Annotated in this window: 9 protein-coding genes and 43 tRNA genes; 49 read left to right on the top strand and 3 right to left on the bottom strand. The window is 43.5% G+C overall.

All coding sequences use genetic code 11. The features are described 5' to 3' along the window. Positions 1 to 33: 33 nt before the first annotated feature. Genes prmC through hemA form a run of 3 tightly spaced genes read right to left on the bottom strand, consistent with a single transcriptional unit; the run spans position 34 to position 3,228 of the window. Positions 34 to 876: a peptide chain release factor N(5)-glutamine methyltransferase gene (gene prmC / locus PPIS_RS00205; protein WP_010370459.1), complete on the bottom strand. Its 843-nt coding sequence runs from the start codon at positions 874 to 876 to the stop codon at positions 34 to 36. Beyond that, complete coding sequence (gene prfA, locus PPIS_RS00200; RefSeq protein WP_010370456.1) at positions 876 to 1,964, bottom strand: peptide chain release factor 1; 1,089 nt, start codon at positions 1,962 to 1,964, stop codon at positions 876 to 878. The genes prmC and prfA overlap by 1 nt, the downstream gene beginning before the upstream one ends. 7 nt (positions 1,965 to 1,971) lie before the next feature. Then, positions 1,972 to 3,228 carry a glutamyl-tRNA reductase gene (gene hemA, locus PPIS_RS00195; RefSeq protein ID WP_010370453.1) on the bottom strand — a complete coding sequence of 419 codons (1,257 nt, stop codon included), beginning with the start codon at positions 3,226 to 3,228 and terminating at the stop codon, positions 1,972 to 1,974. Between the two features lie 83 nt (positions 3,229 to 3,311). Here hemA and lolB point away from each other — a divergent pair, with 83 nt between their 5' ends. From lolB to PPIS_RS00005, 49 genes are all read left to right on the top strand, one after another. Beyond that, entirely contained in the window at positions 3,312 to 3,896 is a 585-nt protein-coding gene (gene lolB / locus PPIS_RS00190) for a lipoprotein insertase outer membrane protein LolB (RefSeq protein WP_157234650.1), read from the top strand. Then, entirely contained in the window at positions 3,893 to 4,741 is an 849-nt protein-coding gene (ispE, locus tag PPIS_RS00185) for a 4-(cytidine 5'-diphospho)-2-C-methyl-D-erythritol kinase (RefSeq protein ID WP_010370447.1), read from the top strand. The genes lolB and ispE overlap by 4 nt, the downstream gene beginning before the upstream one ends. Before the next feature lie 92 nt (positions 4,742 to 4,833). Beyond that, positions 4,834 to 5,781 carry a ribose-phosphate pyrophosphokinase gene (locus PPIS_RS00180; protein ID WP_010370444.1) on the top strand — a complete coding sequence of 316 codons (948 nt, stop codon included), beginning with the start codon at positions 4,834 to 4,836 and terminating at the stop codon, positions 5,779 to 5,781. A 161-nt stretch (positions 5,782 to 5,942) separates the two neighbouring features. Continuing rightward, positions 5,943 to 6,551: a 50S ribosomal protein L25/general stress protein Ctc gene (locus tag PPIS_RS00175; protein WP_010370441.1), complete on the top strand. Its 609-nt coding sequence runs from the start codon at positions 5,943 to 5,945 to the stop codon at positions 6,549 to 6,551. 19 nt (positions 6,552 to 6,570) lie between these two features. After that, positions 6,571 to 7,155 carry an aminoacyl-tRNA hydrolase gene (gene pth / locus PPIS_RS00170; protein WP_010370439.1) on the top strand — a complete coding sequence of 195 codons (585 nt, stop codon included), beginning with the start codon at positions 6,571 to 6,573 and terminating at the stop codon, positions 7,153 to 7,155. 96 nt (positions 7,156 to 7,251) lie between these two features. After that, complete coding sequence (gene ychF, locus PPIS_RS00165; protein WP_010370435.1) at positions 7,252 to 8,343, top strand: redox-regulated ATPase YchF; 1,092 nt, start codon at positions 7,252 to 7,254, stop codon at positions 8,341 to 8,343. 310 nt (positions 8,344 to 8,653) lie between these two features. Next, a tRNA-Met gene (locus PPIS_RS00160) sits at positions 8,654 to 8,730 on the top strand. 732 nt (positions 8,731 to 9,462) lie between these two features. After that, positions 9,463 to 9,547, top strand: a tRNA-Leu gene (locus PPIS_RS25095). A gap of 150 nt (positions 9,548 to 9,697) precedes the next feature. Then, positions 9,698 to 9,772: transfer RNA gene (locus PPIS_RS00150), tRNA-Gln, on the top strand. A 154-nt stretch (positions 9,773 to 9,926) separates the two neighbouring features. Further along, positions 9,927 to 10,011 (top strand) — tRNA-Leu (locus PPIS_RS24780). Positions 10,012 to 10,047: 36 nt separating this feature from the next. Then, positions 10,048 to 10,122, top strand: a tRNA-Gln gene (locus tag PPIS_RS24775). Positions 10,123 to 10,276: 154 nt separating this feature from the next. Beyond that, positions 10,277 to 10,361, top strand: a tRNA-Leu gene (locus PPIS_RS24770). 924 nt (positions 10,362 to 11,285) lie between these two features. Continuing rightward, a tRNA-Gln gene (locus PPIS_RS25090) sits at positions 11,286 to 11,360 on the top strand. Positions 11,361 to 11,515: 155 nt separating this feature from the next. Beyond that, positions 11,516 to 11,600 (top strand) — tRNA-Leu (locus tag PPIS_RS25085). A 36-nt stretch (positions 11,601 to 11,636) separates the two neighbouring features. After that, positions 11,637 to 11,711: transfer RNA gene (locus tag PPIS_RS25080), tRNA-Gln, on the top strand. A 2-nt stretch (positions 11,712 to 11,713) separates the two neighbouring features. Next, positions 11,714 to 11,790: transfer RNA gene (locus PPIS_RS00130), tRNA-Met, on the top strand. Positions 11,791 to 12,598: 808 nt separating this feature from the next. Then, a tRNA-Leu gene (locus PPIS_RS00125) sits at positions 12,599 to 12,683 on the top strand. Between the two features lie 131 nt (positions 12,684 to 12,814). Next, positions 12,815 to 12,889 (top strand) — tRNA-Gln (locus PPIS_RS24760). 2 nt (positions 12,890 to 12,891) lie between these two features. Beyond that, positions 12,892 to 12,968, top strand: a tRNA-Met gene (locus tag PPIS_RS00120). Positions 12,969 to 13,128: 160 nt separating this feature from the next. Next, positions 13,129 to 13,213 (top strand) — tRNA-Leu (locus PPIS_RS25075). A gap of 36 nt (positions 13,214 to 13,249) precedes the next feature. After that, positions 13,250 to 13,324 (top strand) — tRNA-Gln (locus PPIS_RS25070). 2 nt (positions 13,325 to 13,326) lie between these two features. Next, positions 13,327 to 13,403 (top strand) — tRNA-Met (locus PPIS_RS00105). Positions 13,404 to 13,563: 160 nt separating this feature from the next. After that, positions 13,564 to 13,648: transfer RNA gene (locus PPIS_RS00100), tRNA-Leu, on the top strand. 36 nt (positions 13,649 to 13,684) lie between these two features. Next, positions 13,685 to 13,759, top strand: a tRNA-Gln gene (locus tag PPIS_RS25065). A 154-nt stretch (positions 13,760 to 13,913) separates the two neighbouring features. After that, positions 13,914 to 13,998 (top strand) — tRNA-Leu (locus PPIS_RS24755). Between the two features lie 36 nt (positions 13,999 to 14,034). Then, positions 14,035 to 14,109 (top strand) — tRNA-Gln (locus PPIS_RS24750). A gap of 154 nt (positions 14,110 to 14,263) precedes the next feature. Then, positions 14,264 to 14,348 (top strand) — tRNA-Leu (locus PPIS_RS00095). A gap of 36 nt (positions 14,349 to 14,384) precedes the next feature. Beyond that, a tRNA-Gln gene (locus PPIS_RS00090) sits at positions 14,385 to 14,459 on the top strand. A 154-nt stretch (positions 14,460 to 14,613) separates the two neighbouring features. Continuing rightward, a tRNA-Leu gene (locus PPIS_RS00085) sits at positions 14,614 to 14,698 on the top strand. A 36-nt stretch (positions 14,699 to 14,734) separates the two neighbouring features. Continuing rightward, a tRNA-Gln gene (locus PPIS_RS25060) sits at positions 14,735 to 14,809 on the top strand. Between the two features lie 2 nt (positions 14,810 to 14,811). Next, a tRNA-Met gene (locus PPIS_RS00075) sits at positions 14,812 to 14,888 on the top strand. A 160-nt stretch (positions 14,889 to 15,048) separates the two neighbouring features. After that, positions 15,049 to 15,133, top strand: a tRNA-Leu gene (locus tag PPIS_RS25055). 36 nt (positions 15,134 to 15,169) lie between these two features. Continuing rightward, a tRNA-Gln gene (locus PPIS_RS25050) sits at positions 15,170 to 15,244 on the top strand. Positions 15,245 to 15,246: 2 nt separating this feature from the next. Continuing rightward, positions 15,247 to 15,323, top strand: a tRNA-Met gene (locus PPIS_RS00060). Positions 15,324 to 15,483: 160 nt separating this feature from the next. After that, positions 15,484 to 15,568: transfer RNA gene (locus PPIS_RS24745), tRNA-Leu, on the top strand. 36 nt (positions 15,569 to 15,604) lie between these two features. Further along, positions 15,605 to 15,679 (top strand) — tRNA-Gln (locus tag PPIS_RS24740). A gap of 154 nt (positions 15,680 to 15,833) precedes the next feature. Next, positions 15,834 to 15,918, top strand: a tRNA-Leu gene (locus PPIS_RS24735). Positions 15,919 to 15,954: 36 nt separating this feature from the next. Beyond that, positions 15,955 to 16,029 (top strand) — tRNA-Gln (locus tag PPIS_RS24730). Positions 16,030 to 16,183: 154 nt separating this feature from the next. Beyond that, positions 16,184 to 16,268 (top strand) — tRNA-Leu (locus PPIS_RS25045). Between the two features lie 36 nt (positions 16,269 to 16,304). Beyond that, positions 16,305 to 16,379 (top strand) — tRNA-Gln (locus PPIS_RS00050). A 2-nt stretch (positions 16,380 to 16,381) separates the two neighbouring features. Beyond that, positions 16,382 to 16,458: transfer RNA gene (locus PPIS_RS00045), tRNA-Met, on the top strand. 160 nt (positions 16,459 to 16,618) lie between these two features. Beyond that, positions 16,619 to 16,703, top strand: a tRNA-Leu gene (locus tag PPIS_RS00040). Positions 16,704 to 16,834: 131 nt separating this feature from the next. Beyond that, a tRNA-Gln gene (locus tag PPIS_RS25040) sits at positions 16,835 to 16,909 on the top strand. Between the two features lie 914 nt (positions 16,910 to 17,823). Further along, positions 17,824 to 17,908: transfer RNA gene (locus PPIS_RS25035), tRNA-Leu, on the top strand. Positions 17,909 to 18,039: 131 nt separating this feature from the next. Then, positions 18,040 to 18,114 (top strand) — tRNA-Gln (locus PPIS_RS00025). 2 nt (positions 18,115 to 18,116) lie between these two features. After that, positions 18,117 to 18,193 (top strand) — tRNA-Met (locus tag PPIS_RS00020). A gap of 85 nt (positions 18,194 to 18,278) precedes the next feature. Beyond that, positions 18,279 to 18,363, top strand: a tRNA-Leu gene (locus PPIS_RS00015). Between the two features lie 131 nt (positions 18,364 to 18,494). Next, positions 18,495 to 18,569: transfer RNA gene (locus tag PPIS_RS00010), tRNA-Gln, on the top strand. Between the two features lie 2 nt (positions 18,570 to 18,571). Further along, positions 18,572 to 18,648: transfer RNA gene (locus PPIS_RS00005), tRNA-Met, on the top strand. The last annotated feature ends 40 nt before the right edge of the window (positions 18,649 to 18,688 follow it).

Below are 18,688 nucleotides of genomic sequence, written 5' to 3'. Positions count from 1 at the left end.
TGAAGCGCCTAACTTTCGTGTGAGTTCATGACTTTACGGCAACATTGCCAACGTCACTCTATCACACCCTGCCATATCTTTTATTGTAAGTATATTAATATACGCCATTTCTGCAAAAAACTGTTGGATCTTATCTGCTTGCTCAAAACCATGTTCAAGTAGCAAATATCCCCCCGAGTTCAGATGTAGCTTAGCCGTCCTGATGATATGAAAAATATCCGCATAGCCATGGTCATCCGCGACCAGCGCGCTGAGCGGTTCAAATCTCACATCCCCTTGCGATAAGTGGTGATCGGCTTCATCAATATAAGGCGGATTACTCACAATCAAATCAAACTGTTGTTCTGCAACCGCGCTAAACCAATCACTTTGCAAAATCGACACGTTTCTAAAGCCCAACTGAGATTGATTAGACTTTGCAAGCGCCACGGCATCTGCTGAAGCATCTACTGCGGTGATTTGCCAAGCTGGATATTCACTCGCCAACGCCAGTGCTATCGCGCCAGTACCTGTGCCTAAGTCTAGCACCTGAGCGTCATTTGGCATGCTAAGAGTTAAAACATGCTCAATCAAAGTCTCAGTATCAGGCCTTGGAATAAGCGTGCTGTTGTTGACTTTTAAAGGCAAGCTCCAGAATTCTCTTTGACCTGTGATGTGTGCGACAGGCTCTCCTGTAACACGGCGTGCGATACATTCTTCGAATCGCTGCTGCTCTAATGTAGAAAGCTCAGCTTCGGGCCAAGTAAAGAGATAAGTGCGGTTTTTATCGATAACATGGAGTAATAACACTTCGCTATCGAGCTTTGCTGACTCGGAGTGTGGTAGCAGCTCAGAAGTTGCCCAAGCAACGGCTTGGGCAATGTTAAGTGTTGGCATTAATCGCTTTCGCTCATTGCAGCTAGTAGATCAGCCTGGTATTCAATAACCAGTGGATCGATAACAGCACCCAGCTCACCGGAGATCACTTCATTAAGGCGATAAAGTGTCAGGTTGATACGGTGATCGGTAATACGGCCCTGCGGGAAGTTGTAAGTACGAATACGCTCAGAGCGGTCACCGCTACCTACTAGATTACGACGTTCAGAAGCTTCTGCTGCCGCACGTTTTTCATCTTCAGCTTGCTGTAAACGCGCACTGAGTACAGACAACGCTTTCGCTCTGTTTTTATGTTGTGAACGTTCGTCCTGACATTCAACCACAACGCCTGTCGGCAAGTGAGTGATACGAATAGCGGAATCAGTTTTGTTTACGTGCTGACCACCGGCACCTGATGCACGGAAAGTATCCACTTTTAGATCAGATGGATTAATTTCGATTGCTTCTGCCTCTGGGATCTCTGCCATCACTGCAACCGTACACGCAGAGGTGTGAACACGGCCTTGAGATTCGGTTTCAGGCACACGCTGTACACGGTGAGCGCCAGATTCAAACTTAAGTTTGCCATAAACACCGTCGCCACTAATGTTAGCGATAACTTCTTTATAGCCACCGTGCTCGCCTTCATTCGCGCTCACGATTTCAACACGCCACTTTTGCGTTTCTGCATAGCGGCTATACATATGAAATAAATCGCCAGCGAAAATCGCGGCTTCATCACCACCGGTTCCTGCACGCACTTCCAGGAATACGTTGTTATTGTCTTTTGGATCTTTTGGTAACATCAATACTTGAAGGTCATCTTCAAGCGCAGCAATGGCAGCTTTTGCTTCTTTATACTCTTCCTGTGCCATTTCACGCATGTCTGGATCTGAGTCTTTTAGCATTTCTTCAGCAGTTGCGACGTCTTCCTGAGCCTGCTGGTAGGCTGTAAACGCTTTAACTACGTCTTCCAATTCTGAAAACTCTTTTGACAAGGCGCGAAAGCGGTTCTGATCGCTAATCACCTCAGGCGAGCTTAGCATCGCTTGAACTTCTTCATAGCGCTCTACTAAGGTTTCTAACTTACGATATACAGACTCTTTCATTTACACGTTATTCCTGCTCAATACCTAATGTTTGCTTGAGTTGCGCTAACTTATCTATATCGCCTTCTTTCGCAGCCTCTTGAATGGCGCGTGTTGGTGCGTGTGTTAGTCGATTACTCAGCTTATTTGCTAATTCAATAATAATTTTATCTGCTTCTTTGCCCGATTGTAGCTGATTTAGTGCTTTGTCCACGAGCTCATTTTTAATTTCTTGTGCGCTTTGGCGATACTGCCTAATCACATCCACTGAATGCAGCGAACGTTGCCACTCGGAAAACTCTTGCGTGCGTACATCGATGATCTGCTGCGCTTCAATGGCCGCTTGTTCACGACTGGCCAAGTTTTCATTGACTATCGCCTGCAGGTCATCAACTGAATAAAGATAAGCAGCATCCAACTCTGACACTTGGCTTTCGATATCGCGAGGCACCGCGATATCGATAAATAACATTGGTTTATGGCGACGTTTTTTAAGCGCTTGCTCGACCACTCCCTTACCGATAATTGGTAAGGTGCTCGCAGTTGAACTAATAACAATGTCTGCACTTGGTAGCGCATCTGGCAACTGTGCCAGTGAAATAACACTGCCGCCAACTTCTTTTGCTAGGTTTTGTGCGCGCTCAATTGTGCGGTTCGCGACTGTGATTGACTTTGGGTTATGCTGCGATAAGTGTTTAGCAACTAACTCAATTGTTTCACCGGCACCAATTAACAAGACCTGAGTTTTATCCAATTGACCGTAAATATGCTTTGCCAAATTAACAGCAGCATATGCCACTGAAACAGCACTTGCACCAATATCGGTCTCAGTGCGTACTTGCTTCGCCACCGAAAAAGTCTTTTGGAATAAGCGCTCAAATGTTGGCTGAATTGCATGGTGCTGTTTGGCTGTACTAAAAGCTTGTTTAATTTGCCCAAGAATTTGTGGCTCACCTAAAACCAATGAGTCAAGACCGCAGGCAACTCGCATTAAATGGTTCACCGCATCCTGATTCATATGCACATAGACATTTTCTGTTAAGTCTCGTTGCTCTATGTTATGAAAATCTGACAACCAACCGAGTAGTGCTTGGGGATCAGCAGACTCAAGGCTACAATAGATCTCGGTTCGATTGCAGGTCGACACAATCACAGATTCTTTAAACTGCGAAGAATGTTGGAGTTGGTGCAATGCTTCTGTAAGCTGTTCTGGAGAAAACGCCACTTTTTCACGTAATTCTACAGACGCGGTTTTGTGATTGATACCAAGTGCGATGATGGTCATAGATGCCAGTATTGCTCGAGCCCTGCTTTAAAGCCGGCAATTTTACCAAAAATCAATCGAATATGGAAAGTAAGGAAAGGCCTTTGAGACAACTTCATTTGATTTTACTCATATTTTTATTAATTTTAACGGGTTGTGCGCAACAATTACCTCAGCAAAACGTAGCACAAGACTGGCAATCTAGGCTAAAACAACAAAAAAATTGGCAAGCGAGAGGTAAACTTGCATTTATTGCCCCTGACAATCGTCAATCAGCTAACTTTAATTGGTATTTAAAAGAAGATAAACAAAATCTGATCTTAACCAGCTTTGTTGGCACCCGCATATTCGAGCTAGAAGAATTAGACACACATTCGGAGCTGACCTTTGAAGACAATGTCCATAAAGGCATGGATAGTAGCGATCTGGTTAAGCGTTTAAGTGGTCTTTCTCTTCCAGTCAATCAAGCCCCTCAGTGGCTAACGGGCTTAGTTGAAGCACCAGCCAGCGAACTTGATGACCTTGGCAGAATAAGCAATGCACAGTGGCAAAGCCCATCTGGTCGAGTGTGGCAAATCACCTATCAACAATATAAAATGCAAGACGGAATGTGGCTGCCTAGCCGCATGAAACTCTCATCGACCAATATTGAGGTCAAAGTATTAATCACTTCATGGCAGTTTAAATGAAGACATTGACGCTAAGCGCACCGGCAAAATTAAATCTTTTTTTGCATATCAATGGCCGTCGAGAAGACGGCTACCATGAATTAGAAACTTTATTTACTTTCTTAGATTTTGGTGATGAATTAGCATTTACGCTAACCAGTAACCAGCAAGAAATCGTCATTTGTGGTGACACCGCAGGTATTCCACTCGAAGATAACCTCATTTATAAAGCCGCCAAAATTCTTGAGCCCTATAAAAAAATTGCGGCTGGTGTCGACATTCACTTAAATAAACAGCTTCCCATGGGTGGAGGTGTTGGTGGTGGTTCATCCGATGCTGCCACGACTTTATTGGCACTCAATGCGCTGTGGCAATGTCAGCTTACTATCCCAGAACTTGCAAAACTTGGCCTCCAGCTAGGCGCCGATGTGCCTGTTTTTGTTGAAGGTAAAACAGCTGTAGCCCACGGCGTTGGCGAGCAACTTGAGCCAATTGACATCGCCCAAAAATGGTATTTGGTGGTTGCCCCACCCGTTCATGTCAGTACCGCGTTAGTCTTTACTCACCCAGATTTACCACGCAATACGCCTAAGCTAAAAAGTGGTTGGAAACTCTCGGATACGGGCAACGACTGTCAAACTCTTGTCAAAAAGCTTTACCCCGAGGTTGAAAAGACCCTCGCGTGGTTGCTAAAATATGCACCAACCAAAATGACTGGTACTGGAGCTTGTTGTTTCGCGGAGTTTGAAAATCGTGAGGCAGCGCTGCGTGTGCTCGAAACTCTACCTTCATCTTGGCAGGGCTTTATTGCCCAAAATACAAGTGAGTCAATTTGTCATCGACAATTGCGCGCTTGGCAAAACTAGAAGTAAATTGTTTAAGTTAGCTTGTTTTGACTTTTTTATTTCATGGTCATTGCATGTTAGTCCAAAAAATTCAGTGCCTGAGGAACCCTACCGTGCCCGACATGAAGCTCTTCGCTGGTAACGCAACACCTGAGCTAGCTCAAAAAGTTGCAAAACGTTTGTTTATTGAGTTAGGTGATGCCGTTGTTGGCCGTTTTAGCGACGGTGAAATTAGCGTTCAAATCAACGAAAACGTTCGTGGTTCAGATGTATTCATCATCCAATCAACATGTGCTCCTACAAATGATAATTTAATGGAGTTAATCGTCATGGTTGATGCGCTACGTCGTGCATCTGCTGGTCGTATCACAGCCGTTATTCCTTATTTCGGTTACGCACGTCAAGACCGCCGTGTGCGCTCTGCTCGTGTTCCAATTACTGCTAAAGTTGTTGCAGACTTCCTTTCAAGCGTAGGTGTTGACCGTGTTCTTACCGTTGACCTACACGCAGAACAAATCCAAGGCTTCTTCGACGTACCTGTTGACAATGTATTCGGTAGCCCAGTGCTAATCGAAGACATGAAAGAGCGTAAGTTCGAAGATGTAGTAGTAGTTTCACCTGATATCGGTGGTGTGGTTCGTGCTCGTGCGATTGCAAAACTGTTAGATGATAAAGACCTAGCGATCATTGATAAGCGTCGTCCACAGGCTAACGTTTCTCAAGTTATGCACATCATTGGTGATGTTGCTGGTCGTGACTGTATCATTGTCGATGACATGATAGATACAGGCGGTACTTTATGTAAAGCAGCAGCGGCACTTAAAGAGCACGGTGCAAAACGCGTATTCGCTTACGCAACCCACCCAGTACTTTCGGGCAATGCTGCGGAAAATCTACGCAACTCAGTTATCGATGAAGTTATCGTGACTGATTCAATTCCACTTTCTGATGAATTGAAAGCGCTTGATAACATCAAAGTACTAACACTTGCGGATATGATGGCCGAAACTATCCGCCGTATCAGCAACGAAGAGTCAATCTCTGCGATGTTTCAACACTAATCGGCACCAAAACTGATTAGCCAAAAAGCACCTCTGGTGCTTTTTTTGTTTTATAGGTTTCATTGCCGGTGCGTTAGTGGTATATTGGCGCGCCTTTTTTAGGCAGGGAGCTTGGTCGCGAGCTCTCTGACACATTAACTTAAATTATTTTGGAGACATCCATGTCTGTATACAAATTAGACGCTGAAGTACGTTCTGACCTAGGTACTGGTGCGAGCCGCCGCCTACGTCGCGCTGACAAAGTTCCTGCAATCCTATACGGTGCTGGTAAAGATGCAGTTTCACTAACTTTTGATCACAACAAAGTATTGAAAGCGCAAGAAGACGAAGGTTTCTACACTCACATCCTAACGCTAAACATTGGCGGTGAGTCTGTTGAAGCAATTCTTAAAGATATGCAACGTCACCCGTACAAGCCTAAGATCACTCACTTAGACTTCCAACGCGTTGATGCTTCTCAAAAGCTTCACACTAAAGTTCCTGTTCACTTCATCAACGAAGAGAAAGCAACTAAAGGTGGCAACACTATCGTTCACCAACTAACTGAAATTGAAATCACTTGTCTTCCAGCAAGACTTCCTGAGTTCATCGAAGTTGACGTAGCGACTCTAGCTGTTGGCGCAACTCTACACCTATCTGATATCAAGCTTCCAGCTGGCGTTGTTTCAGTTGAACTTGCTAAAGGTGCAGATCACGACCAAGCGGTTGTTTCAGTAAACGCTCCTAAAGCAGCTCCTGCTGAAGAGTCTGCTGAAGACGCAGCTGAGTAATTGTTCAGGTGTTAACACCTTGAATAATATTCAAATGCTTGTGGGCCTGGCTAATCCAGGCCCCGAATACGCAAACACCCGTCATAACGCTGGCGCTTGGTTTATCGAAGAACTAGCCAGAAGATACAATTGCCTCCTAAAACCAGACGCTAAACATCACGGCCTCACCGGCAAAGTGCTCATCAATAATCAAGAGTTTAAATTGCTGATCCCTACAACTTATATGAACTTAAGTGGTAAAGCGGTCGCGAGTCTTGCCAATTTTTATAAGATCCCCGTCGAGAGTATTCTTGTTGCTCACGATGAAATGGATTTAGAACCCGGTATCGCTAAACTCAAAAAAGGTGGCGGTCACGGCGGTCACAATGGCTTAAAAGACATAATCGCTAAAATGGCAAATAACAAAGAATTTATGCGATTGCGCGTTGGTATTGGTCACCCAGGACACAGAGACAAAGTCACGGGATGGGTTTTAGGCAAAGCACCACAAGCTGATCAAGAGAAAATTGATGCCGCTGTGGATGAAGCAGTCCGATGTATAGAAATACTCGCAAAAGACGGTGTGTTAAAAGCGCAAAATCGACTACATTCATTTAAACCGTAACAGTTCACTGCTGCGATTGATTGAGTAATACCTAAGCTTCTCGTTCGCCATGATGCGTGCTTGAGATAATACGGTAGAAATTTAGGAATAAACACTATGGGTTTTAAATGTGGCATTGTTGGTTTACCTAACGTAGGTAAATCTACTTTATTTAATGCGTTGACTAAAGCGGGCATTGAGGCCGCAAACTTTCCTTTCTGTACTATCGAACCGAATACCGGTGTAGTACCAGTACCAGATGCTCGTCTTGACCAGCTAGCTGAAATTGTAAACCCTCAGCGTACTATCCCAACTTCAATGGAGTTTGTGGATATTGCCGGTTTGGTAAAAGGCGCATCGAAAGGTGAAGGTTTAGGTAACCAATTTTTGGCAAACATCCGTGAAACGGATGCTATCGGTCACGTAGTTCGCTGTTTTGAAAATGAAAATATCGTTCACGTTGCTGGTCAAATCGATCCTGCTGAAGACATTGATGTTATCAACACTGAACTAGTACTTGCAGACATGGATACTGCTGATCGCGCAGTTTTACGTAACGCGAAGAAAGCGAAAGGCGGCGATAAAGACGCGAAATTTGAACTCGTTGTACTTGAAAAAGTGAAAGCGCACTTGGACGAAGGCTTAACGCTTCGCTCACTTGAGCTAAATAAAGAAGAAGCGGCAGCAATAAGCTACCTAAACTTCTTAACGATTAAGCCAACCATGTACATCGCTAACGTTAATGAAGATGGCTTTGAAAACAACCCATTCCTAGACAAAGTACGTGAAATTGCAGCTGCAGAAGACGCGGTTGTGATCCCTGTATGTGCAGCAATTGAGGCTGAACTTTCTGAACTTGAAGAAGAAGATAAGAAAGAGTTTATGGATGACTTAGGCTTAGAAGAACCGGGCCTGAACCGCGTGATCCGTGGTGGTTATGAGTTGTTGAAACTGCAAACTTACTTTACAGCTGGCGTAAAAGAAGTACGTGCATGGACTATCCCTGTTGGCGCAACAGCACCACAAGCTGCAGGTAAAATCCACACAGATTTTGAGCGTGGTTTTATTCGTGCACAGACTATCGGCTTTGATGATTATATCGAGTTCCGTGGTGAATCTGGTGCAAAAGACGCAGGTAAAATGCGTCAAGAAGGTAAAGAATACATCGTAAAAGACGGCGATGTGATGAACTTCTTATTTAATGTGTAACCATAGTTACTACACGCTATTTAAATAAAAGGAGCTTCGGCTCCTTTTTAGTTTTATCAACTCTGCTTTTTAATCAAATAAGTACCTTGTTCTTAAGAGTAAGTTATAGACTCCAAAGGAATAAAAGTTCACAGGTTTTGTTAAAAATTTGCAATTGCCCCGCATGATTTGATATAAAAACAGGCCGTTTCGCTTAATTTATCTGCAAACAAACTGTGTTAGCAGATTTTTTGCAAAAAAGGTGTTGACGGCTTGGGGGCATATACGCATAATACGCCCCGCATCAGCGATGATGAGAAGTTAAAGAGATGGCTATGTAGCTCAGCTGGTTAGAGCACATCACTCATAATGATGGGGTCCCCTGTTCAAATCAGGGCATAGCCACCATGCTTTAACTACTACCAAAACTCATCGATTAGTTGTTGCAAAAAATATGCGGAAGTGACGGAATTGGCAGTTGTCTTAATATAGACGCTGGATTTAGGTTCCAATAACTAATGCAAAAAGATGTGCGGAAGTAGTGGAATTGGCAGTTGTCTTAATATAGACGCTGGATTTAGGTTCCAATAACTAATGCAAAAAGATGTGCGGAAGTAGTGGAATTGGCAGTTGTCTTAATATAGACGCTGGATTTAGGTTCCAATAACTAATGCAAAAAGATGTGCGGAAGTAGTGGAATTGGCAGTTGTCTTAATATAGACGCTGGATTTAGGTTCCAATAACTAATGCAAAAAGATGTGCGGAAGTAGTGGAATTGGCAGTTGTCTTAATATAGACGCTGGATTTAGGTTCCAATAACTAATGCAAAAAGATGTGCGGAAGTAGTGGAATTGGCAGTTGTCTTAATATAGACGCTGGATTTAGGTTCCAATAACTAATGCAAAAAGATGTGCGGAAGTAGTGGAATTGGCAGTTGTCTTAATATAGACGCTGGATTTAGGTTCCAATAACTAATGCAAAAAGATGTGCGGAAGTAGTGGAATTGGCAGTTGTCTTAATATAGACGCTGGATTTAGGTTCCAATAACTAATGCAAAAAGATGTGCGGAAGTAGTGGAATTGGCAGTTGTCTTAATATAGACGCTGGATTTAGGTTCCAATAACTAATGCAAAAAGATGTGCGGAAGTGGCGGAATTGGTAGACGCGCTGGATTTAGGTTCCAGTATCTTCGGATGTGAGAGTTCAAGTCTCTCTTTCCGCACCATGTTCTTTTAAATCAGAACTCAAAAAGATTTTACTTCGTTGGAGTATCGCCAAGCGGTAAGGCAGAGAAGAGAGAGGTTTTGATCCCTCACTCATCCACCCCCAGATTCAAATCCTGGGTTCAACAGTTTAAGTTAGATTTGAGTTTCGTTGGAGTATCGCCAAGCGGTAAGGCAGCGGGTTTTGATCCCGCCATTCCCAGGTTCAAATCCTGGTACTCCAGCCAACTTTCTGAAGTTGAAGAATTAGCAGATGTCTTGAAATAGACGCTGAATTCAGATTCCAAATACTCCAGATAATATATGCGGAAGTGACGGAATTGGCTGTTGTCTTGATATAGACGCTGGATTTAGGTTCCAATAACTAATGCTAAAAGATGTGCGGAAGTGGCGGAATTGGTAGACGCGCTGGATTTAGGTTCCAGTATCTTCGGATGTGAGAGTTCAAGTCTCTCTTTCCGCACCATGTTCTCGATTGGAACTAAAACAATCAAATTTTCGTTGGAGTATCGCCAAGCGGTAAGGCAGCGGGTTTTGATCCCGCCATTCCCAGGTTCAAATCCTGGTACTCCAGCCAACTTTCTGAAGTTGAAGAATTAGCAGATGTCTTGAAATAGACGCTGAATTCAGATTCCAAATACTCCAGATAATATATGCGGAAGTGACGGAATTGGCTGTTGTCTTGATATAGACGCTGGATTTAGGTTCCAATAACTAATGCTAAAAGATGTGCGGAAGTGGCGGAATTGGTAGACGCGCTGGATTTAGGTTCCAGTATCTTCGGATGTGAGAGTTCAAGTCTCTCTTTCCGCACCATGTTCTCGATTGGAACTAAAACAATCAAATTTTCGTTGGAGTATCGCCAAGCGGTAAGGCAGAGAAGAGAGAGGTTTTGATCCCTCACTCATCCACCCCCAGATTCAAATCCTGGGTTCAACAGTTTAAGTTAGATTTGAGTTTCGTTGGAGTATCGCCAAGCGGTAAGGCAGAGAAGAGAGAGGTTTTGATCCCTCACTCATCCACCCCCAGATTCAAATCCTGGGTTCAACAGTTTAAGTTAGATTTGAGTTTCGTTGGAGTATCGCCAAGCGGTAAGGCAGAGAAGAGAGAGGTTTTGATCCCTCACTCATCCACCCCCAGATTCAAATCCTGGGTTCAACAGTTTAAGTTAGATTTGAGTTTCGTTGGAGTATCGCCAAGCGGTAAGGCAGAGAAGAGAGAGGTTTTGATCCCTCACTCATCCACCCCCAGATTCAAATCCTGGGTTCAACAGTTTAAGTTAGATTTGAGTTTCGTTGGAGTATCGCCAAGCGGTAAGGCAGAGAAGAGAGAGGTTTTGATCCCTCACTCATCCACCCCCAGATTCAAATCCTGGGTTCAACAGTTTAAGTTAGATTTGAGTTTCGTTGGAGTATCGCCAAGCGGTAAGGCAGAGAAGAGAGAGGTTTTGATCCCTCACTCATCCACCCCCAGATTCAAATCCTGGGTTCAACAGTTTAAGTTAGATTTGAGTTTCGTTGGAGTATCGCCAAGCGGTAAGGCAGAGAAGAGAGAGGTTTTGATCCCTCACTCATCCACCCCCAGATTCAAATCCTGGGTTCAACAGTTTAAGTTAGATTTGAGTTTCGTTGGAGTATCGCCAAGCGGTAAGGCAGAGAAGAGAGAGGTTTTGATCCCTCACTCATCCACCCCCAGATTCAAATCCTGGGTTCAACAGTTTAAGTTAGATTTGAGTTTCGTTGGAGTATCGCCAAGCGGTAAGGCAGCGGGTTTTGATCCCGCCATTCCCAGGTTCAAATCCTGGTACTCCAGCCAAATTTCTAAAGTTTTGGAATTGGCAGATGTCTTGAAATATATGCTTGATTTAGGTTCCAATATATTATAGATAATAAATGCGGAAGTGGCGGAATTGGCAGTTGTCTTGATATAGACGCTGGATTTAGGTTCCTATAACTAATGCAAAATGATGTGCGGAAGTGGCGGAATTGGTAGACGCGCTGGATTTAGGTTCCAGTATCTTCGGATGTGAGAGTTCAAGTCTCTCTTTCCGCACCATGTTCTCGATTGGAACTAAAACAATCAAATTTTCGTTGGAGTATCGCCAAGCGGTAAGGCAGCGGGTTTTGATCCCGCCATTCCCAGGTTCAAATCCTGGTACTCCAGCCAATGGCTATGTAGCTCAGCTGGTTAGAGCACATCACTCATAATGATGGGGTCCCCTGTTCAAATCAGGGCATAGCCACCATGCTTTAACTACTACCAAAACTCATCGATTAGTTGTTGCAAAAAATATGCGGAAGTGACGGAATTGGCAGTTGTCTTAATATAGACGCTGGATTTAGGTTCCAATAACTAATGCAAAAAGATGTGCGGAAGTAGTGGAATTGGCAGTTGTCTTAATATAGACGCTGGATTTAGGTTCCAATAACTAATGCAAAAAGATGTGCGGAAGTAGTGGAATTGGCAGTTGTCTTAATATAGACGCTGGATTTAGGTTCCAATAACTAATGCAAAAAGATGTGCGGAAGTAGTGGAATTGGCAGTTGTCTTAATATAGACGCTGGATTTAGGTTCCAATAACTAATGCAAAAAGATGTGCGGAAGTAGTGGAATTGGCAGTTGTCTTAATATAGACGCTGGATTTAGGTTCCAATAACTAATGCAAAAAGATGTGCGGAAGTAGTGGAATTGGCAGTTGTCTTAATATAGACGCTGGATTTAGGTTCCAATAACTAATGCAAAAAGATGTGCGGAAGTAGTGGAATTGGCAGTTGTCTTAATATAGACGCTGGATTTAGGTTCCAATAACTAATGCAAAAAGATGTGCGGAAGTAGTGGAATTGGCAGTTGTCTTAATATAGACGCTGGATTTAGGTTCCAATAACTAATGCAAAAAGATGTGCGGAAGTAGTGGAATTGGCAGTTGTCTTAATATAGACGCTGGATTTAGGTTCCAATAACTAATGCAAAAAGATGTGCGGAAGTAGTGGAATTGGCAGTTGTCTTAATATAGACGCTGGATTTAGGTTCCAATAACTAATGCAAAAAGATGTGCGGAAGTGGCGGAATTGGTAGACGCGCTGGATTTAGGTTCCAGTATCTTCGGATGTGAGAGTTCAAGTCTCTCTTTCCGCACCATGTTCTTTCAAGCAGAACTAAAACTCTTGAACTTACCTCTATTGCTGGGTATCGTCTCGACACGAAGTGGAAGCGGTAAGGTAGCCTAACTCAAATCTAGGCTAAATAAGGTTTGAACTTACCTCTATTGCTGGAGTATCGCCAAGCGGTAAGGCAGCGGGTTTTGATCCCGCCATTCCCAGGTTCAAATCCTGGTACTCCAGCCAATGGCTATGTAGCTCAGCTGGTTAGAGCACATCACTCATAATGATGGGGTCCCCTGTTCAAATCAGGGCATAGCCACCATTTATAAATGCGGAAGTTTTGGAATTGGCAGATGTCTTGAAATATATGCTTGATTTAGGTTCCAATATATTATAGATAATAAATGCGGAAGTGGCGGAATTGGCAGTTGTCTTGATATAGACGCTGGATTTAGGTTCCAATAACTAATGCTAAAAGATGTGCGGAAGTGGCGGAATTGGTAGACGCGCTGGATTTAGGTTCCAGTATCTTCGGATGTGAGAGTTCAAGTCTCTCTTTCCGCACCATGTTCTCGATTGGAACTAAAACAATCAAATTTTCGTTGGAGTATCGCCAAGCGGTAAGGCAGCGGGTTTTGATCCCGCCATTCCCAGGTTCAAATCCTGGTACTCCAGCCAATGGCTATGTAGCTCAGCTGGTTAGAGCACATCACTCATAATGATGGGGTCCCCTGTTCAAATCAGGGCATAGCCACCATTTATAAATGCGGAAGTTTTGGAATTGGCAGATGTCTTGAAATATATGCTTGATTTAGGTTCCAATATATTATAGATAATAAATGCGGAAGTGGCGGAATTGGCAGTTGTCTTGATATAGACGCTGGATTTAGGTTCCAATAACTAATGCTAAAAGATGTGCGGAAGTGGCGGAATTGGTAGACGCGCTGGATTTAGGTTCCAGTATCTTCGGATGTGAGAGTTCAAGTCTCTCTTTCCGCACCATGTTCTCGATTGGAACTAAAACAATCAAATTTTCGTTGGAGTATCGCCAAGCGGTAAGGCAGCGGGTTTTGATCCCGCCATTCCCAGGTTCAAATCCTGGTACTCCAGCCAACTTTCTGAAGTTGAAGAATTAGCAGATGTCTTGAAATAGACGCTGAATTCAGATTCCAAATACTCCAGATAATATATGCGGAAGTGACGGAATTGGCTGTTGTCTTGATATAGACGCTGGATTTAGGTTCCAATAACTAATGCTAAAAGATGTGCGGAAGTGGCGGAATTGGTAGACGCGCTGGATTTAGGTTCCAGTATCTTCGGATGTGAGAGTTCAAGTCTCTCTTTCCGCACCATGTTCTCGATTGGAACTAAAACAATCAAATTTTCGTTGGAGTATCGCCAAGCGGTAAGGCAGCGGGTTTTGATCCCGCCATTCCCAGGTTCAAATCCTGGTACTCCAGCCAACTTTCTGAAGTTGAAGAATTAGCAGATGTCTTGAAATAGACGCTGAATTCAGATTCCAAATACTCCAGATAATATATGCGGAAGTGACGGAATTGGCTGTTGTCTTGATATAGACGCTGGATTTAGGTTCCAATAACTAATGCTAAAAGATGTGCGGAAGTGGCGGAATTGGTAGACGCGCTGGATTTAGGTTCCAGTATCTTCGGATGTGAGAGTTCAAGTCTCTCTTTCCGCACCATGTTCTCGATTGGAACTAAAACAATCAAATTTTCGTTGGAGTATCGCCAAGCGGTAAGGCAGCGGGTTTTGATCCCGCCATTCCCAGGTTCAAATCCTGGTACTCCAGCCAACTTTCTGAAGTTGAAGAATTAGCAGATGTCTTGAAATAGACGCTGAATTCAGATTCCAAATACTCCAGATAATATATGCGGAAGTGACGGAATTGGCTGTTGTCTTGATATAGACGCTGGATTTAGGTTCCTATAACTAATGCAAAATGATGTGCGGAAGTGGCGGAATTGGTAGACGCGCTGGATTTAGGTTCCAGTATCTTCGGATGTGAGAGTTCAAGTCTCTCTTTCCGCACCATGTTCTCGATTGGAACTAAAACAATCAAATTTTCGTTGGAGTATCGCCAAGCGGTAAGGCAGCGGGTTTTGATCCCGCCATTCCCAGGTTCAAATCCTGGTACTCCAGCCAATGGCTATGTAGCTCAGCTGGTTAGAGCACATCACTCATAATGATGGGGTCCCCTGTTCAAATCAGGGCATAGCCACCATTTATAAATGCGGAAGTTTTGGAATTGGCAGATGTCTTGAAATATATGCTTGATTTAGGTTCCAATATATTATAGATAATAAATGCGGAAGTGGCGGAATTGGCAGTTGTCTTGATATAGACGCTGGATTTAGGTTCCAATAACTAATGCTAAAAGATGTGCGGAAGTGGCGGAATTGGTAGACGCGCTGGATTTAGGTTCCAGTATCTTCGGATGTGAGAGTTCAAGTCTCTCTTTCCGCACCATGTTCTCGATTGGAACTAAAACAATCAAATTTTCGTTGGAGTATCGCCAAGCGGTAAGGCAGCGGGTTTTGATCCCGCCATTCCCAGGTTCAAATCCTGGTACTCCAGCCAATGGCTATGTAGCTCAGCTGGTTAGAGCACATCACTCATAATGATGGGGTCCCCTGTTCAAATCAGGGCATAGCCACCATTTATAAATGCGGAAGTTTTGGAATTGGCAGATGTCTTGAAATATATGCTTGATTTAGGTTCCAATATATTATAGATAATAAATGCGGAAGTGGCGGAATTGGCAGTTGTCTTGATATAGACGCTGGATTTAGGTTCCAATAACTAATGCTAAAAGATGTGCGGAAGTGGCGGAATTGGTAGACGCGCTGGATTTAGGTTCCAGTATCTTCGGATGTGAGAGTTCAAGTCTCTCTTTCCGCACCATGTTCTCGATTGGAACTAAAACAATCAAATTTTCGTTGGAGTATCGCCAAGCGGTAAGGCAGCGGGTTTTGATCCCGCCATTCCCAGGTTCAAATCCTGGTACTCCAGCCAACTTTCTGAAGTTGAAGAATTAGCAGATGTCTTGAAATAGACGCTGAATTCAGATTCCAAATACTCCAGATAATATATGCGGAAGTGACGGAATTGGCTGTTGTCTTGATATAGACGCTGGATTTAGGTTCCAATAACTAATGCTAAAAGATGTGCGGAAGTGGCGGAATTGGTAGACGCGCTGGATTTAGGTTCCAGTATCTTCGGATGTGAGAGTTCAAGTCTCTCTTTCCGCACCATGTTCTCGATTGGAACTAAAACAATCAAATTTTCGTTGGAGTATCGCCAAGCGGTAAGGCAGCGGGTTTTGATCCCGCCATTCCCAGGTTCAAATCCTGGTACTCCAGCCAACTTTCTGAAGTTGAAGAATTAGCAGATGTCTTGAAATAGACGCTGAATTCAGATTCCAAATACTCCAGATAATATATGCGGAAGTGACGGAATTGGCTGTTGTCTTGATATAGACGCTGGATTTAGGTTCCAATAACTAATGCTAAAAGATGTGCGGAAGTGGCGGAATTGGTAGACGCGCTGGATTTAGGTTCCAGTATCTTCGGATGTGAGAGTTCAAGTCTCTCTTTCCGCACCATGTTCTCGATTGGAACTAAAACAATCAAATTTTCGTTGGAGTATCGCCAAGCGGTAAGGCAGCGGGTTTTGATCCCGCCATTCCCAGGTTCAAATCCTGGTACTCCAGCCAATGGCTATGTAGCTCAGCTGGTTAGAGCACATCACTCATAATGATGGGGTCCCCTGTTCAAATCAGGGCATAGCCACCATTTATAATTTCTAAAGTTTTGGAATTGGCAGATGTCTTGAAATATATGCTTGATTTAGGTTCCAATATATTATAGATAATAAATGCGGAAGTGGCGGAATTGGCAGTTGTCTTGATATAGACGCTGGATTTAGGTTCCTATAACTAATGCAAAATGATGTGCGGAAGTGGCGGAATTGGTAGACGCGCTGGATTTAGGTTCCAGTATCTTCGGATGTGAGAGTTCAAGTCTCTCTTTCCGCACCATGTTCTTTCAAGCAGAACTAAAACTCTTGAACTTACCTCTATTGCTGGGTATCGTCTCGACACGAAGTGGAAGCGGTAAGGTAGCCTAACTCAAATCTAGGCTAAATAAGGTTTGAACTTACCTCTATTGCTGGAGTATCGCCAAGCGGTAAGGCAGCGGGTTTTGATCCCGCCATTCCCAGGTTCAAATCCTGGTACTCCAGCCAACTTTCTGAAGTTGAAGAATTAGCAGATGTCTTGAAATAGACGCTGAATTCAGATTCCAAATACTCCAGATAATATATGCGGAAGTGACGGAATTGGCTGTTGTCTTGATATAGACGCTGGATTTAGGTTCCAATAACTAATGCAAAAAGATGTGCGGAAGTAGTGGAATTGGCAGTTGTCTTAATATAGACGCTGGATTTAGGTTCCAATAACTAATGCAAAAAGATGTGCGGAAGTAGTGGAATTGGCAGTTGTCTTAATATAGACGCTGGATTTAGGTTCCAATAACTAATGCAAAAAGATGTGCGGAAGTAGTGGAATTGGCAGTTGTCTTAATATAGACGCTGGATTTAGGTTCCAATAACTAATGCAAAAAGATGTGCGGAAGTAGTGGAATTGGCAGTTGTCTTAATATAGACGCTGGATTTAGGTTCCAATAACTAATGCAAAAAGATGTGCGGAAGTAGTGGAATTGGCAGTTGTCTTAATATAGACGCTGGATTTAGGTTCCAATAACTAATGCAAAAAGATGTGCGGAAGTAGTGGAATTGGCAGTTGTCTTAATATAGACGCTGGATTTAGGTTCCAATAACTAATGCAAAAAGATGTGCGGAAGTAGTGGAATTGGCAGTTGTCTTAATATAGACGCTGGATTTAGGTTCCAATAACTAATGCAAAAAGATGTGCGGAAGTAGTGGAATTGGCAGTTGTCTTAATATAGACGCTGGATTTAGGTTCCAATAACTAATGCAAAAAGATGTGCGGAAGTAGTGGAATTGGCAGTTGTCTTAATATAGACGCTGGATTTAGGTTCCAATAACTAATGCAAAAAGATGTGCGGAAGTAGTGGAATTGGCAGTTGTCTTAATATAGACGCTGGATTTAGGTTCCAATAACTAATGCAAAAAGATGTGCGGAAGTGGCGGAATTGGTAGACGCGCTGGATTTAGGTTCCAGTATCTTCGGATGTGAGAGTTCAAGTCTCTCTTTCCGCACCATGTTCTTTCAAGCAGAACTAAAACTCTTGAACTTACCTCTATTGCTGGGTATCGTCTCGACACGAAGTGGAAGCGGTAAGGTAGCCTAACTCAAATCTAGGCTAAATAAGGTTTGAACTTACCTCTATTGCTGGAGTATCGCCAAGCGGTAAGGCAGCGGGTTTTGATCCCGCCATTCCCAGGTTCAAATCCTGGTACTCCAGCCAATGGCTATGTAGCTCAGCTGGTTAGAGCACATCACTCATAATGATGGGGTCCCCTGTTCAAATCAGGGCATAGCCACCATTTATAAATGCGGAAGTTTTGGAATTGGCAGATGTCTTGATATAGACGCTGGATTTAGGTTCCAATAACTAATGCAAAATGATATGCGGAAGTGGCGGAATTGGTAGACGCGCTGGATTTAGGTTCCAGTATCTTCGGATGTGAGAGTTCAAGTCTCTCTTTCCGCACCATGTTCTTTCAAGCAGAACTAAAACTCTTGAACTTACCTCTATTGCTGGGTATCGTCTCGACACGAAGTGGAAGCGGTAAGGTAGCCTAACTCAAATCTAGGCTAAATAAGGTTTGAACTTACCTCTATTGCTGGAGTATCGCCAAGCGGTAAGGCAGCGGGTTTTGATCCCGCCATTCCCAGGTTCAAATCCTGGTACTCCAGCCAATGGCTATGTAGCTCAGCTGGTTAGAGCACATCACTCATAATGATGGGGTCCCCTGTTCAAATCAGGGCATAGCCACCATTTATAAATGCGGAAGTTTTGGAATTGGCAGATGTCTTGA

This window comes from Pseudoalteromonas piscicida, from assembly GCF_000238315.3.
GTDB classification, from domain to species: Bacteria; Pseudomonadota; Gammaproteobacteria; order Enterobacterales; family Alteromonadaceae; genus Pseudoalteromonas; species Pseudoalteromonas piscicida.
This window is presented reverse-complemented; position numbering and strand designations above follow the sequence as displayed.

Bases quoted from the DNA above. Each gene is read 5' to 3' on its own strand.
- prmC (WP_010370459.1), bottom strand. From the start codon at position 876: ATGCCAACACTTAACATTGCCCAAGCCGTTGCTTGGGCAACTTCTGAG.
- prfA (WP_010370456.1), bottom strand. From the start codon at position 1,964: ATGAAAGAGTCTGTATATCGTAAGTTAGAAACCTTAGTAGAGCGCTAT.
- hemA (WP_010370453.1), bottom strand. From the start codon at position 3,228: ATGACCATCATCGCACTTGGTATCAATCACAAAACCGCGTCTGTAGAA.
- ispE (WP_010370447.1), top strand. From the start codon at position 3,893: ATGAAGACATTGACGCTAAGCGCACCGGCAAAATTAAATCTTTTTTTG.
- PPIS_RS00175 (WP_010370441.1), top strand. From the start codon at position 5,943: ATGTCTGTATACAAATTAGACGCTGAAGTACGTTCTGACCTAGGTACT.
- ychF (WP_010370435.1), top strand. From the start codon at position 7,252: ATGGGTTTTAAATGTGGCATTGTTGGTTTACCTAACGTAGGTAAATCT.